The organism is Streptomyces sp. NPDC002018 (assembly GCF_042890865.1).
Taxonomy (GTDB): domain Bacteria; phylum Actinomycetota; class Actinomycetes; order Streptomycetales; family Streptomycetaceae; genus Streptomyces.
This window is the reverse complement of the sequence record NZ_JBIASO010000016.1, coordinates 35,099-52,227: the sequence shown is the minus strand read 5'-3', so window position 1 is coordinate 52,227 and position 17,129 is coordinate 35,099. Positions and strand designations below refer to the sequence as shown.

General features: G+C 74.4%; 1 protein-coding gene. It reads left to right on the top strand.

Going from position 1 to position 17,129, the window contains the following annotated elements; all coding sequences use genetic code 11:
* The first annotated feature begins 66 nt into the window (after positions 1 to 66).
* Positions 67 to 17,091, top strand: a complete 17,025-nt coding sequence (locus tag ACFYYH_RS24700) for a type I polyketide synthase (RefSeq protein WP_388555115.1) — start codon at positions 67 to 69, stop codon at positions 17,089 to 17,091.
* Positions 17,092 to 17,129: the final 38 nt, after the last annotated feature.

Sequence of the window (17,129 nt, the reverse complement as noted above, 5' to 3'; positions counted from 1 at the left end):
CGCGACGACGGAGCGATGGAGCAGACGATGAACGCCCCCACCGAGAACGCCCCCGCCAGCACTGTTGTGGAAGCACTCCGCGCCGCGATGAAGGAGGCCGACCGGCTGCGGCGACAGAATAGGATGTTCGTCGCCGCCGCCAGCGAACCGATCGCGATCGTCGGCATGGGCTGCCGGTTCCCCGGCGAGGTCCACTCGCCCGAGGGCCTGTGGGACCTGGTCGCGTCCGGCACCGACGCAATCTCCGCGTTCCCCACCGACCGCGGCTGGGACCTGGACGCGCTGCGCGACAGCACCACCGACGCACGCGACACCTCCGTCAGCCAGCGGGGCGGCTTCCTGAGCTGCGCCGCCGACTTCGACCCCGGCTTCTTCGGCATCTCGCCCCGCGAGGCGGTCACCATGGACCCCCAGCAGCGGCTGCTGCTGGAGACCGCCTGGGAGGCCGTCGAACGCTCCGGCATCGACGCCACGCGGCTGCGCGGCAGCCGCACCGGAGCCTTCATCGGCACCAACGGCCAGGACTACGCCTATCTGCTGGTGAGGTCGCTCGACGACGCGACCGGCGATGTCGGCACCGGTATCGCCGCCAGCGCCGTGTCGGGCCGGCTCTCGTACACGCTCGGCCTGGAGGGCCCCGCGATCACGGTCGACACCGCGTGCTCGTCCTCGCTGGTCGCCCTCCATCTCGCCGTGCAGTCCCTGCGCAACGGCGAGTGCGCGCTCGCCCTCGCGGGCGGCGTCAATGTGATGTCCACCCCGGGCTCGCTGGTCGAGTTCAGCAGGCAGGGCGGTCTCGCGCGGGACGGCCGGTGCAAGGCGTTCGCCGAGTCGGCCGACGGCACCGGCTGGTCGGAGGGCGCGGGCGTGCTGGTGCTGGAGCGGCTGTCGGACGCGCGGCGCAACGGACATCCGGTCCTCGCGGTGGTACGGGGCTCCGCCGTCAACCAGGACGGCGCCTCCAACGGTTTCACCGCGCCCAACGGCCCGTCACAGCAGCGGGTGATCCGCCAGGCGCTGGCCAACGCGGGACTGACCCCCGCCGAGGTGGACGCGGTGGAGGCCCATGGCACGGGGACCCCGCTGGGCGACCCCATCGAGGCGCAGAGCCTGCTCGCCGGCTACGGACAGGACCGTGAACGCCCGCTGTTCCTCGGGTCCGTCAAGTCCAACATCGGTCACACCCAGGCGGCTTCGGGTGTCGCGGGCGTGATCAAGACGGTGATGGCGATGCGGCACGGAGTGCTGCCGCGGACCCTGCACGTGGACGAACCGTCGTCGCACGTCGACTGGTCGGCGGGCAAGGTCGAACTGCTCACCGAGGCACGCGCCTGGCCGCGGGAGGACCGGCCGCGCCGTACGGGCGTCTCCTCGTTCGGCGTCAGCGGCACCAACGCGCATGTGATCATCGAAGAGGCGCCGCCCGCGGGGGCCGAGACCCCCGGACAGCCCGACGCGAGCGCCCCCGAACGGCGTGCGACGGCCCTGCCGTGGGTGATATCGGGCCGGACACCGGAAGCGCTGCGCGACCAGGCGGCCCTGCTGCTGGACCGGCTGGAGGGCGAACCCGGCCCGCGCCCGGTGGATGTGGCGCTCTCCCTGGCGACCACCAGGGCGAGTCTGGAACACCGTCTCGCGGTCGTGACCGACGAGGACGGCGGCGCCGGGAGGGCCGCGCTGGCGGCCTGGCTGGAGAGCGGCACGGCACCGGGGACCGTCGAGGGGACGGCCACGGGACGCCCCACCTGCGCGGTGCTGTTCTCGGGTCAGGGGTCGCAGCGGCTGGGTATGGGGCGTGAGCTGTACGGACGGTTCCCGGTCTTCGCGGAGGCGCTTGACTCCGTACTCGCCGTGCTGGACAGCGAGTTGGGTCGTCCGTTGCGCGAGGTGATCTGGGGCGAGGACCCTGATCTGCTGAACGGGACGGGTTGTGCTCAGCCGGCGTTGTTCGCGGTGGAGGTGGCGCTGTTCCGTCTGGTGGAGTCGTGGGGGGTGACCCCCGATTTCGTGGCGGGTCATTCGATCGGTGAGGTCGCAGCCGCTCATGTGGCGGGGGTGTTCTCGCTGGAGGACGCGTGCCGTCTGGTGGCGGCGCGTGCCTCGTTGATGCAGGCGCTTCCGTCCGGTGGTGCGATGGTCGCCGTACAGGCCACCGAGGACGAGATCCGTCCGCTGCTCTCCGGCCGGGTGTCGGTCGCGGCGGTCAACGGCCCCACGTCGGTGGTCATCTCGGGTGACGAGGACGCCACGCTGGAGGCCGCGGCCCGGCTGGAGCGGCAGGGCCGCAAGATCAGCCGTCTTCGGGTTTCGCACGCGTTCCATTCGCCGTTGATGGATCCGATGCTGGATGGGTTCCGTGCGGTGGTGGAGGGGTTGTCGTTCGCGGAGCCTTCGGTGCCGGTGGTGTCGAATGTGACGGGCCGTCTGGCGGCCGTGGGGGAGTTGTGTGCGGCGGAGTACTGGGTGCGGCATGTCCGTGAGGCGGTGCGGTTCGCGGATGGGGTGCGGGCGCTGGGTGAGCTGGGGGTGCGTACGTTCCTGGAGCTGGGTCCGGACGGTGTGCTGTCGGCCATGGCCCAGGAGTCGGTGCCCGAGAGTGCCCTGACCGTGCCCGTACTGCGCAAGGACCGGCCCGAGGAAGCCGCGGCGGTCGGTGCGCTCGCCCAGCTCCATGTGCACGGTGTGCGCGTGGAGTGGGGGGAGTTCTTCACCGGGACCGGCGCCGGCCCGGTGGATCTGCCGACCTATGCCTTCCAGCACGAACGGTTCTGGCCCCGGGCGACCTACCGGCCGGCGGACGCGGCCGGTCTCGGGCTGACCTCCGCGAACCACCCGCTGCTCGGCGCGGCCATGTCCGTCGCGGGCTCCGACGAACTCCTGCTGACCGGGACGCTGTCGCTGGCCACCCACCCCTGGCTGGCCGACCATGTCGTGGGCGGCATGGTGTTCTTCCCCGGCACCGGATTCCTCGAACTGGCCGTCCGCGCCGCCGACCAGGCCGGGTGCGACCGCGTCGAGGATCTGATGCTGGCCGCCCCGCTCGTCCTGCCCCGCGACGGCGCCGTCCAGATGCAGATCGCCGTCGGGGGAGCGGACGACGACGGGCGCAGGGAGCTGCGCTTCCACACCCGCCCCGCCGACGCGCCCGACGCGGAGTGGACGCCGCACGCCTCGGGGCGGATCGGCGGCGGAGAGCGGGTGATCGGCTTCGACGCCACCGTATGGCCGCCCAAGGGCGCGACCGTGGTGGATGTCGAGGGTCTCTACGACCGGTACGCGAGCAACGGCCTCGACTACGGGCCCGTCTTCCGGGGGCTGCGCGCGGTCTGGCGCCGGGGCGAGGAGATCTTCGCCGAGGTGGCGCTGCCGCGTGAAGCCGGTGACGCGGACGCCTATGGGGTCCACCCGGCGCTCCTCGACTCCGTTCTGCACAGCACGGTCTTCGCGAGCGCGGACGGCGACGACCGGAGTCTGCTGCCCTTCGCGTGGAACGGGGTCTCCCTGCACGCCTCGGGCGCGTCGACCCTGCGGGTCCGGGTGACCCCCGAGGGCCCCGACGCGGTTCGGCTGGCGGCGGTCGACGCCCAGGGCGAACCGGTGATCTCGGTGGAGTCACTGGTGCTCAGGGCCGCGGCACCTCCGGCCCAGGCCGACACCCGGCCCGAGGGGACCGACTCCCTCTTCCGGGTCGACTGGGTGCCGGAGCCGGCGCGGAGCGCGGCCCCGGAAACCGACTGGGTCGTGCTCGGCACCGATGAACTGGGGCTGACCGGCGCGCTCGCGGCGGCGGGCGCCGCCCGGCTGCGCGCCCCCGTCCGGAACCTCACCGAACTCGCCGCACTGACCGGACCCGCTGGACCCGTGACCGGACCGGCCGGGCCCGGTGCTGGACTGACCGGCCCCGCTGGACTGGCCGGATCCGCCGAACGCGTCGGATCCGCCGCCGCGTCAGGCCGCGACGACGAGGGCCTGCCGGGGATCGTGGTCGTCCCGCTCAAGGGCGACAGCGGGCGGAGCGCCGCATCCGCTCACGAACTCTCCCTGTACGTCCTGGAACTGATGCGGGAGTGGCTCGCTGACGAGCGGTTCGCCGGCTCCCGACTGGTCTTCGTCACCCGGGGCGCGGTCGAGGACGGCGCCCATGACCTCACCGATGTCGCCGCCTCCTCCGTATGGGGACTGGTCCGCTCCGCGCAGGCCGAGAACCCCGGCAGGTTCCTGCTGGTGGACGTGGACGGTACGGCGGAGTCCGCGGCCGCGTTCCTGGCACTGCCGGGACCGGCCGACTCCGACGAGCCGCAGTACGTCGTGCGCGCGGGCGCGGCGCGCGTCGGCCGGCTCGCACGGCTGGAGTCCGGTACGGGCCTGGTGCCGCCGGCCGGTGTGCCCTGGCGGCTGGACAGCCGGGCCAAGGGAAGTCTGGACGGGCTGACGCTGGCGCCCTTCCCCGAGGCGCTGGAGCCGCTGACGGGGCGAGAGGTCCGAGTCGGGGTCCGTGCGGCCGGGGTGAACTTCCGCGATGTCCTCAACGCGCTGGGCATGTACCCGGGCGACGCGGGGCTGTTCGGTTCCGAGGCGGCGGGTGTGGTGGTCGAGGCCGGTCCCGAGGTGACCGGCCTGCGGGTCGGTGACCGGGTCATGGGCATGCTCTTCGGTGGGTTCGGCACCCATGTGGTGGGCGACGAGCGCCGGATGATCCCCGTGCCCGAGGGATGGTCGTGGGAGACGGCGGCGTCGGTGCCGCTGGTGTTTCTGACGGCGTATCACGCGCTGGTCGAGCTGGCGGATCTGCGCCGGGGCGAGAAGGTGCTGGTCCATGCCGGTGCGGGTGGTGTGGGGATGGCGGCGATTCAGCTCGCGCGTCATCTGGGGGCCGAGGTCTTCGCGACGGCGAGCGAGAGTAAATGGGACGAGTTGCGCTCGCTGGGTGTGGCGGACGACCATATCGCCTCCTCCCGTACGACGGACTTCGAGGCCGCCTTTACACAGGTCATGGGCGGCGAGGGGATGGATGTCGTACTCAACTCCCTGGCCGGTGAGTTCGTCGACGCGTCGCTGCGGCTGCTGAGTGCGGACGGCCGGTTCCTGGAGATGGGCAAGACCGATGTCCGTGACCCCGCCGAGCTGCCGGTTGGGGTGAACTACCGCTCGTTCGATGTCGGCTGGGTGGATCCCGAGGGTATCCAGCGCATGCTGCTGGCCCTGAGGGACCTGTTCGACCAGGGAGCGCTGGAGCCGCTGCCGGTCCGCTCCTGGGATGTCCGGCGGGCCCGGGACGCGTTCCGCCATATGAGCCTGGCCAGGCATGTGGGCAAGATAGTGCTGAGCATGCCGCCGGTGTGGGACCCGGAGGGCACGGTCCTGATCACCGGTGGCACGGGCGGCCTGGGTGGTGTGCTGGCACGCCATGTGGTGGTTGAACATGGAATGCGCCATCTGTTGTTGACCAGCCGTCGTGGACCCGGCGCCGAGGGTGCCGAGGACCTGGCGGCGGAGCTGAGGGCTCTGGGCGCGGAGGTGTCGGTTGTCGCGTGTGATGCGGCGGACCGGGAGGCGCTGGCCGGTCTGCTGGCCTCGGTGCCGGCGGAGCATCCGCTCACAGCGGTGATCCACACGGCCGGTGTCCTGGACGACGGGATCATCGGCTCGCTGACGCCTGAGCGGCTGGACTCCGTACTGCGCCCGAAGGTGGACGCGGCCTGGCACCTCCACGAGCTGACCCGGCATCTCGATCTGGCCGCGTTCGTGCTCTACTCGTCCACGGCCGGGGTCATGGGCAGCCCCGGACAGGCCAACTACGCGGCGGGCAACACCTTCCTCGACGCGCTGGCGGCCCACCGGCGTGGACGGGGCCTGCCCGGCCTCTCGCTCGCCTGGGGCGCCTGGGAGCAGGGCGTGGGCATGACCAGCACCCTGGCGGACCACGACGTCCGCCGGGTCGGCGGCTCCGGAATGCCGCTGCTCTCCGTCGAGCGGGGGCTCGCCCTGTTCGACGCGGCCACCGCGAGCGACGAGGCCCTGGTGGTGCCGCTCGGCATCGGCGGCGGCGCGATCCCCTCGTCGGCCGGCGTCCCCGCGATCCTGCGGGGTCTCGTACGGACCGGCCGCCGCGCCGCGAAGGGCGGCGCCGCGAGCGTCTCCCGGTCGGGACTGGTCGAGCGGCTGACCGCGCTCCCTGAGAACGAGCGGCCCCGGCTGCTCACCGATCTGGTGCGCACCGAGGCCGCCGCCGTCCTCGCGCACTCCTCGTCCGAGGCGATCGCCGTGGAACGGGAGTTCCGCCAGCTCGGCTTCGACTCACTGACCGCTGTCGAACTGCGCAACCGGCTCTCGTCCGCCACCGGACTGATCCTGCCCGCCACCCTCATCTTCGACTACCCCACCCCCGCGCGGCTCGCCGCGCATCTGCTGGACGAACTGGTCGGCGTGGAGGGCATCACGGCGGTCACCGCGCGCGAGTCGGCCGACGGCGCCGGTACCACCGACGACGATCCGATCGCCGTCGTCGGGATGAGCTGCCGCTTCCCCGGCGGTGTCGAATCCCCCGAAGGACTCTGGGAACTGGTTCTCTCCGGAGAGGACGCCATCTCCGGCTTCCCCACCGACCGGGGCTGGCAGAGCGACCCGTCCATCGCCGCCTCCCAGGGACAGGGCGGATTCCTGCGCGACGTGGCCGACTTCGACGCCGGATTCTTCGGTATCTCGCCCCGTGAGGCACTGGCCATGGACCCCCAGCAGCGCGTACTCCTCGAAGTCTCCTGGGAGGCGGCGGAACGCGCCGGGATCGACCCGGCGACCCTGCGCGGCAGCCGTACCGGGGTCTTCGTCGGGGTGAGCGGCCAGGACTACGCGGGACTGGTGCTGCGCTCCAAGGACGACATGGCGGGCCACGCGACCACCGGTCTCGCGGTCAGCGTCGTCTCCGGGCGGCTGGCGTACGCCCTCGGGCTCGAAGGCCCCGCGATGTCCGTCGACACGGCCTGCTCGTCGTCCCTCGTCTCGCTGCATCTCGCCGCCCAGGCGCTGCGCGGCGGCGAGTGCTCGCTCGCCCTGGCGGGCGGGGTGACGGTGATGACCACCTCCGCCAACTTCGCCGGTTTCTCCCGGATGGGCGGGCTGGCGGGCGACGGCCGCTGCAAGGCGTTCTCCGACTCGGCCGACGGCACCGGATGGTCCGAGGGCGCGGCGGTCCTGGTCCTGGAGCGGCTGTCCGACGCGCGGCGCAACGGCCATCAGGTACTGGCGGTCGTCCGGGGCAGCGCGGTCAACCAGGACGGCGCCTCCAACGGGCTGACCGCGCCCAACGGCCCCGCCCAGCAGCGGGTGATCCGGCAGGCGCTCGCCAACGCGGGACTCTCGCCCTCCGACGTGGACGCGGTGGAGGCCCATGGCACCGGGACCCCGCTGGGCGACCCGATCGAGGCGCAGGCGCTGCTGGCCACCTACGGCCAGGACCGTGACACCGCCCGGCCGCTCCTGCTCGGCTCCGTCAAGTCGAACATCGGCCACACCCAGGCCGCCGCCGGCGCCGCCGGGCTGGTCAAGATGGTGATGGCGCTCCGCCACGGCACCCTGCCCCGCACCCTCCATCTCACCGAGCCGTCGACCCATGTCGACTGGTCGGCCGGGGCCGTCGAACTGCTGGCGGACACCACCCCCTGGCCGGAGACCGGGCGCGCCCGCCGGGCCGGCGTCTCGTCCTTCGGCATCAGCGGTACGAACGCCCATGTGGTCCTGGAGCAGGCCGACCCGGTGACGGACGACGGCGACCGGGCCCCGGCCGCGCCCGGCGGCCCGGCGCTCGCACCCGAGCGGGTCCCCGGTGTCGTTCCCTGGCTCGTGTCGGCCAGGAGCGAAGCGGCGCTGAACGGTCAGATCGAGCGGATCAGGGCCCTCGCGGGGGAGCCGCCGACGCCGGGGGAGCGGTCGGAGCGGTGGGAATCCCCCGGGAGCGGGGGCGGATCCCCCGTCGACATCGGTTTCTCACTGGCGACGGGCCGGTCGCTGTTCGAGCACCGCGCCGTACTGCTGGCGGGCGATGAGGGCCTCAGGGAGATCGCCCGGGGGCAGGCCACCGAGCGGTCGACGGCGGTGCTGTTCTCCGGCCAGGGCTCGCAGCGGCTCGGGATGGGACGGGAGCTGTACGGACGGTTCCCGGTGTTCGCCGAGGCGCTGGACTCCGTACTGGCCTCGCTGGACGCGGAGTTGGACCGTCCGTTGCGCGAGGTGATCTGGGGCGAGGACCCGGAACGGCTGAACGGGACGGCCTTCACCCAGCCGGCGCTGTTCGCCGTCGAGGTCGCGCTGTACCGGCTCGTGGAGTCATGGGGCGTCACGCCCGGCTTCGTCGCGGGCCACTCGATCGGTGAGATCGCCGCCGCCCATGTGGCGGGAGTCTTCTCGCTGGAGGACGCGTGCCGTCTGGTGGTGGCGCGCGGCGCGCTGATGGAGGCACTGCCCGAGGGCGGTGCGATGGTCGCCGTCCAGGCCACCGAGGACGAGGTCGTCCCGTATCTCTCCGGTCTCTCCGGTCTCTCCGGTCTCTCCGGCCGGGTGTCGGTCGCGGCGGTCAACGGCCCCTCCTCGGTGGTCCTCTCCGGCGACGAGGACACGGTCCTGGAGATCGCCGCCCGGCTGGCCGGCCAGGGCCGCAGGACGACCCGGCTCCGGGTCTCGCACGCCTTCCACTCCCCGCTGATGGACCCGGTGCTCGACCGGTTCCGCGCGGTGGCCGAAGGACTGACGTACCGGGAGCCCGCTCTTCCCGTGGTGTCGACCCTCACGGGCGGACTCGCGTCCGCCGAGGAGCTGTGCTCGGCCGAGCACTGGGTACGGCATGTCCGTGAGACGGTCCGCTTCGCCGACGGCGTCCGGACCCTCGCCGGTCAGGGGGCCACCGTATTCCTGGAGCTGGGTCCCGACACCGTCCTGTCCGCCCCGGCGCGGGAGTCCCTGCCCGTGGACGCCGTGGTGGTCCCGGCGCTCCGCGAGGGCCAGGGGGAGGAAGCCGCCCTGGTCACGGCGGTGGCCCGGCTCCACGCGGCCGGTGCCTCCGTCAACTGGGCGGCGTTCTTCGCGGGGACGGGCGCCCGGCGGGTGGATCTGCCGACCTACGCCTTCCAGCGCGAGCGGTTCTGGCCCGAGGTGGCCGGGGCGGAGCCGGCGGAGGGTACGGACCCGGTCGACGCCGAGTTCTGGGCCGCCGTGGAGCGGGAGGATCTGGAGTCCCTGGCGGCCAGGTTCGAGGTGGACGGCGGATCGCTCGGCGCCGTGCTGCCCGCCCTGTCGTCATGGCGCACGCGGCGCAGGCTCCGGTCGACCGTGGACGCGTGGCGCTACCGCGAGGCCTGGCAGCCGCTGACGCTCCCGACCGCCCCGGCCACGCCGCCCGGCACCGTGCCCGCCGGCACCTGGCTGGTGCTCGCCCCGGCGGACGGGGTCGCCGGCACCTGGGTGACCTCGCTGATCGACGCCCTGGGCCCGGCCGCCGTACGGGTGACCGCCCACGCCACGGACAGCGCCGAGGTCACGGACAGCGCCGAGGTCACGGACGGTACGGACGGCACTGTCGGCACCGAGGGCGCGGCCGGCACCGTCGGCACCGAGGGCGCGGCCGGCGGTGGCGGTACCGGCCGTACCGGCCGTACCGGCGGTATCGACCGCGCCGCTCTCGCCGCGCAGCTCGCCGCCGCCGCTGCCTCGGACGGCGACGGTCTCGCGGGCGTGGTGTCCCTGCTCGCGCTGGACGAGTCGTCCGACGCGGCCGGGGTGTCCGCCGGACTGCTCGCCACCGCCACCCTGGTCCAGGCGCTCGGTGACGCGGGGGTCGCGGCCCCGCTCTGGACCGTCACACGCGGCGCGGTACGAGCCGTGCCCTCCGAGCCACCGCCCGCTCCCGCACAGGCCGCCGTCTGGGGGCTCGGCCGGGTCGCCGCGCTGGAACACCCACGGCGCTGGGGCGGTCTTGTCGATCTCCCCGGAGAACTGGACGAGCGCGCCCTGCGCCGGTTCGTCGCCGTACTGACCGGCACGGGTGACGAGGACCAGCTCGCGATCCGCGCCTCGGGCGTCTTCGGCCGCAGGATGCTGCCCGCCCCGGCCGCGGACTCCGCCGTGGAGAGCGAGGCGCGCTGGGAGCCCTCCGGCACCGTGCTCATCACCGGCGGTACCGGCGCGCTCGGCGCGCGGGTGGCCCGTCGGCTCGCGAGCGAGGGCGCCCGGCATCTCGTGCTGCTGAGCCGCCGGGGTCCCGCCGCGCCCGGCGCGGACGAGCTGGTGGCCGAACTGACCGGGCTCGGCGCCCGGACCACCGTCACCGCCTGCGATGTGGCCGACCGGGACGAGCTGGCGCGGGCGATCGGGGCGATCCCGGAGGACTGCCCGCTGACGGGGGTGGTGCATACGGCGGGTGTGCTGGACGACGGCGTACTGGCCGGACTGACGGCGGAACGGTTCGGTCCGGTGTTCCGCGCGAAGGTGGCCTCCGCCCTGCTGCTGGACGAACTGACCCGTGATCACGCTCTCTCCGCGTTCGTCCTGTTCTCCTCGGTGGCGGGTGCCGTGGGCAACCCCGGACAGGCGAACTACGCGGCGGCGAACGCGGCGCTCGACGCGCTGGCCGAGGGGCGACGGACACGCGGACTCCCCGCGACCTCCGTCGCCTGGGGCGCGTGGGACGGCGGGGGCATGGCCGACCGTGCCGGAGCGGACGGGGGCCGTGCCGGCACGCACACCTCCGGCCACGGGAGCGCCGGTACGAACGCCCCGGGCCGACCGCGTTCCGGCGCGAACGACCCGGGCGGGCGCCGTACTTCGGGCGCCCTCGATCCCGAACTGGCCGTCTCCGCCCTCCTGCGGGTGGTGGCCGAGCCGGAACCGACCGTCGTTCTCGCCGACCTCCAGCGGCCGGATCTGCTCACCGCGCTGCTGAGCCTGCGGCCCAGCCCGCTCCTCGCCGAACTGCCCGCCGCGCGACACGCGCTGAAGACCGTGCGGGAAGCGCGCCGGGAGACCGGGGCGGCGGCCTCCGGACTGCGGGAGCGGCTGCACGCGGCCCCGCAGGACGAGCGGCCGGCCGTGCTGCTGGGCCTGGTCCGTACCCACTGCGCCGCGGTGCTCGGTCATACCGGACCCGAGGCGATCAGGGGCGACAAGGCATTCCGCGATCTCGGGTTCGACTCGCTGACCGCGGTGGAGCTGAGCGGCCGGCTCGCCGCGCTGACCGGTCTGGCGCTCCCGGCCAGCCTGGTGTTCGACTACCCCACCCCCCGGGCGCTGGCGGACCGGCTGCTCACCGAACTGCTCGGTGAGCGGGCCGCCGACCGGACATCCGCCCCGGCCGTCCCGGCCACCGCGCGGTCCACCGCCCCCGACGACGACCCGATCGTCGTCGTCGGTATGGCATGCCGGTTCCCCGGCGGGGTCCGGTCGCCCGAGGACCTGTGGCGGATGCTTGCCGAGGGCCGCGACGGGATCGCCGGATTCCCCACCGACCGCGGCTGGAACCTCGATGTCCTCGCGGGCGACGGCCAGGGCCGCAGCGCCACCCGCGCGGGCGGATTCCTCTACGAGGCCGCGGAGTTCGACCCGGGGTTCTTCGGGATCTCGCCGCGCGAGGCGCTCGCCATGGATCCGCAGCAGCGGCTGCTGCTGGAGGTGGGCTGGGAGGCGTTCGAGCGGACCGGCACCGACCCGGCCGCGCTGCGCGGCAGCAGGACCGGTGTCTTCGTCGGCACCAACGGCCAGGACTACGCCCATCTGATCCTGCGGGCGAGCGAGGACGTCGAGGGCCACGCGGGCACCGGTCTGGCGGCCAGTGTCATCTCCGGCAGGCTGTCCTACGCCTTCGGCTTCGAGGGCCCGGCGGTCACCGTGGACACCGCCTGCTCCTCCTCGCTGGTCGCCCTGCACTGGGCCGCCCAGGCGCTCAGGAGCGGTGAGTGCTCCATGGCGCTGGTCGGCGGGGTCACCGTGATGTCGACCTCGACGAGCTTCGCCGGGTTCACCCGGCAGGGCGGTCTCGCGCCCGACGGCCACTGCAAGGCCTTCTCCGACACGGCCGACGGCACCGGCTGGTCCGAAGGCGTCGGCGTGCTGGTCGTCGAACGGCTCTCGGACGCGCGGCGCGAGGGACACGAGATCCTGGCGGTGCTGCGCGGGTCCGCGATCAACCAGGACGGCGCGTCGAACGGACTGACCGCCCCGAACGGCCCCTCCCAGCAGCGGGTGATCCGCCAGGCCCTCGCCGCCGGCGGACTGACACCGGCGGACGTGGACGCGGTGGAGGCGCACGGTACGGGCACCACCCTGGGCGACCCCATCGAGGCGCAGGCACTGCTCGCCACGTACGGGCGTGAGCGCGACCCGGAGCGTCCGCTGCTGCTCGGCTCGGTGAAGTCGAACCTCGGCCACACCCAGGCCGCCGCCGGGGTCGCGGGGGTGATGAAGATGGTGCTGGCGCTCCGGCACGGCCGGCTGCCGAAGACCCTCCATGTGACGGAGCCCTCGACCCGGGTGGACTGGTCCTCGGGCGCGGTGGAACTGCTGACCGAGCAGAAGGAGTGGCCCCGGACCGGCCGGGTGCGGCGGGCGGGTGTGTCGTCCTTCGGGATCAGCGGCACCAACGCGCACGTGGTGCTGGAACAGGCCCCGCCGGACGGGACGGCCGTCCCGCCCACGGCTCCCGCACCGGCGCCGGCGTCGGCGGCACCGGCGGTGGTACCCGCGGTGGTGCCGTGGCCGGTCTCGGCCAGGAGCGGGGCCGCCCTGCGCGCACAGACGGCGCGACTGCGCTCCTTCGCGGCCGGACGACCCGAACTCACCCCGGCCGACATCGGTTTCTCCCTGTGCACGAGCCGGTCGGTGTTCGAGCACCGGGCGGTCCTGCTGGCGACCGAGGAGGGCATCTCGGAGGTCGCCGGGGCCGGGGCGGAGGCGGCCGAGCGGCCCTCGGCGGTGCTCTTCTCCGGCCAGGGCTCCCAGCGCCTCGGCATGGGACGCGAGCTGTACGAGCGGTTCCCGGTCTTCGCGGACGCGCTGGACTCCGTACTGGCCCATCTGGACGCCCGGTTGGACGGCCGGGCCCGTCCGCTGCGCGAGGTGATCTGGGGGGACGACGCCGGGGAGCTGAACCGGACCGCCGTCACCCAGCCCGCCCTGTTCGCGATCGAGGTGGCGCTCTTCCGGCTGGTCGAATCCTGGGGCGTCGCACCGGACTTCGTGGCGGGCCACTCCATCGGCGAACTGGCCGCCGCCCATGTGGCCGGGGTCCTCGGACTCTCCGACGCCTGCCGTCTGGTGACGGCCAGGGCCCGGCTGATGGACGCGCTGCCCGTGGGCGGCGCCATGGTCGCGGTCCAGGCGACGGAGGAGGAGGCCGTCGCGCTGCTGTCCGAGGGGGTGTCGCTCGCCGCGGTCAACGGACCCCGGTCGGTGGTGCTCTCGGGCGACGAGGACCGTGTCCTGAGGACGGCCGGACGCCTGGCCGCCGAGGGGCGCAGGACGGCACGGCTCCCGGTGAGCCACGCCTTCCACTCGCCGCTGATGGATCCGATGCTGGACGAGTTCCGCGCGGTCGCGGCGGACCTGACCTTCGCGGAACCGTCGGTGCCGGTCGTCTCGAACGTGACCGGCGCGCTCGCGACCGCCGCCGAGCTGTGCTCGCCCGAGTACTGGGTACGGCATGTCCGCGAGACCGTACGCTTCGCCGACGGCGTACGGACCCTGACCGGGGCGGGAGTGACCTCCTTCCTCGAACTGGGCCCGGACGGGGTGCTCTCCGCCCTGGTCCGTGAGTCCGTACCGGACAGCGCGGTCGTGGTGCCCGTCCTGCGCAAGGACCGGTCGGAGGAGCTGACCGCCGTCACCGCGCTCGCCCGGCTCCACACCCACGGAACCCCCGCCGACTGGTCGGGGATCTTCGCGGGGACAGGTGCGCGCCGGGTGGAACTGCCGACCTACGCCTTCCAGCGCGAGCGGTTCTGGCCGTCGCTCCCGGCGGCCCCGGGCGACGCCTCCGGTCCCGGACCGGTGGCCGCGGGCCACCCGCTGCTGGACACGGCCACGACCGTGGCGGGCACCGGCGAGGTGGTGCTGACCGGCCGGCTGTCCGTGCGGTCCCACTCCTGGCTGCTGGACCGTGCGGCCGGGGGAGGCGCGGCCCTGCCGGCGGCCGCCTTCGCCGAACTGGCCGTACGGGCCGGGGACGAGGCGGACTGCGACACGGTGGAGGAACTGACCGTCGCCACGGGGCTCTTCGTGCCCGAGGAGGGCACCGTACGGATCCAGGCGCGCGTGGCCGCCGCCGACGGGACGGGCCGCCGCGCGCTGACCGTGCACACGCGCGCCGAGGCCGACACCGATCTGCCGTGGACCCTGCACGCGACCGGTGTGCTGACCGCCGGACACCGGTCGCGGGAACGGGAGTTGGACGCCGGGCCCTGGCCGCCCGCGGGAGCCGTCCCGGTGGACCTGGACATGAACGGCCCGGACCCGGACGGCCTGGACACCGACGACTTGGACATGAACGGCCCGGACCCGGACGGCCCGGACACCGACGGCCTGGACCCCGGCGGCACCTCCGGTGCCTCCGGCCTCCGGGCGGCCTGGCTCCACGGCGGCGAGATCTTCGCCGAGGTGGCCCTCGCCGAGGAGGCCGCTGAGCACGGGGCGTTCACGCTGCACCCGGCCCTGCTGACGGCCGCCGTCCGGGCGGCGGGCCTGCTGGGCACGGACCGTACGGACCGTACGGACACCCCCGATAACCCCAGCAGCACCGATAACCCCAGCAGCACCGACAGCACCCCGGCCGGCCCGGCAGGACCGCTCGCCGGGACCGTCCCGGTCGTATGGCGGGGCATGACGCTCCACGCGGGCGCCGCCACGGCACTACGGGTACGGCTGGCCGCGACCGGCCGGGACACCGTGGAGCTGACGGCGGCCGACGAGGAGGGCGCCCCGGTGCTCTCGGTGCGTTCGCTGACCCTGCGCCCGGCCTCCGAGGCGATGGCCGGGGCCCTGGCCGACGAGGCCCGGCCGGGACCGTTGTTCGGTCTCGACTGGGTGCCCGCCCCGGCGGCGCCGACGGCCCCCGCCTCCCCCGAAGGCCCGCGCTGGGCGCTCCTCGGCACCGGCGCGCCGGCTCCGCAGAGCGCCCTCGCGCCGGGGGACGGGCCCCTCCCCGTACGCGCCGGATCCCTGGCCGAACTCCTCGGCGCCGCGGACCCCGTGCCGGATCTCGTCCTGGTCCCGGTGATGGCCCCGGTGACCGGCGATCCGGCGGACCACCGGGCGACGGCCCGTCAGGACCGGGCGGAACCGGAATCCCTGCCCGCCCGGGTCCGCGCGCTCACGGGCACCGTGCTGGACCTGCTGCGCGCGTGGTCGGCCGACCGGCGGACCGACGGATCGCGGCTGGTGTTCGTCACCCGGGGCGCGGTCGCGGCCGGTCCCGGGGACGGCGTGCCGGATCTGGCCGCGGCGCCCGTGTGGGGCCTGGTCCGCTCCGCCCAGGCGGAGCACCCGGGCAGCTTCCTCCTGCTCGACCTGGACGATGCCCCCGGTACGGAGGACGGTCGCACCACGGACTCCCTCCGCGCCGCCCTCCGTACCGCCCTGCCGCTCCTGCCCGCCCTGCTGGACGCCGGGGAGACCCAGGCGGTGGTGCGCGGGAACGCGGTGCGGGTGGCCCGGCTGACACGGCTGCCCCGGGGCCGTACCCCGTCGCCCGAGCACGGGATCCGCTCCTGGAACCGTGACGGTACGGTCCTGGTCACCGGCGGTACGGGCGCCCTCGGCGGCGAGCTGGCACGCCATCTCGTGGCCGGGCACGGCATCAAACATCTGCTGCTCGTGGGGCGGCGCGGCCCCGACGCGCCCGGCGCGAGGGAACTCCGGGCCGAACTGGCCTCCCTGGGCGCCGAGGTGACCGTCGCCGCCTGCGATGTCGCCGACCGCACGGCGCTGGACGGGCTGCTGGCGGGCGTACCGGCCGAGCACCCCTTGACCGCCGTGGTGCACACCGCCGGGGTGCTGGGCGACGCCACCATTGGCTCGCTGACACCCGCCCTGATGGACCGGATACTGCGTCCGAAGGTGGACGCGGCGTGGCATCTGCACGAGGCGACCCGCGATCTCGGGCTGGCCGGGTTCGTCCTGTACTCCTCGGTCGCCGCCATCACCGGGGGCCCGGGACAAGGCAACTACGCCGCCGCCAACGCGTTCCTGGACGCGCTGGCCGCCTCCCGTGCCGCCCTCGGGCTGCCCGCCGTCTCCCTGGCGTGGGGGCCGTGGGCCCGGGAGGGCGGGGGGATGACCGGCGCCCTGAGCGACGCGGACCGGGGACGGTTGGCCCGCTCGGACCTGGCGCCGCTGCCCGTCGGGACAGGGCTCGCGCTGTTCGACGCCGCGACCGCCCGCGACGAGGCACTGCTCATCCCGGTGCTGGTCGACGGGGAAGCGGGGGAGCGGGCGGCGCGCGGCACGGCCGAGATCCCGGCGATCCTGCGCGGGCTGCTCCGCGGGCGTCGCCGCACGGCCGCCGCCGCACGCGGACGCGCCACAGGCCCGGCCGAGCGGCCGGCCGGGCCGGGCGAGGAGGAGCGGGAACTCCACCTCCTCGAACTGGTACGGGCCGAGACCGCCGGCGTACTCGGGCACACCAGCCCGGACGCGATCCCGGCCGACCGGGACTTCAGCAGGCTGGGCTTCGACTCCCTGATGGCGGTGGAACTGCGCACCCGGCTGACCGCGCGTACCGGCGTACGGCTCTCCGCCACCCTCGTGTTCGACCATCCGACCCCGGTCGCCGTCGCCCGGCATCTGAGGTCGGAGCTGCTGGGCGACACCGCGCGGGACGGGGATCCGTCGCCGCTGGCCGCGCTCGACCGGCTGGAGGCGGCGCTCACCGAGGACGCGCTCGACGAGGTCACCAGGAGCGGGGTCGCCGGACGGCTGCGGCATCTGCTCGCGCGGTGGGAGGGATCCGGCGAGGCGGACGGCGGACTCGTCGTCACGGAACGGATCGAGGCCGCCAGCGCCGACGAGGTGTTCGCCTTCATCGACAACGAGCTGGGCCGTTCGACGGGGTCCTGACCCCCGGCCCGCCCCTCCGGCCCCCGACCCGGGGTCCG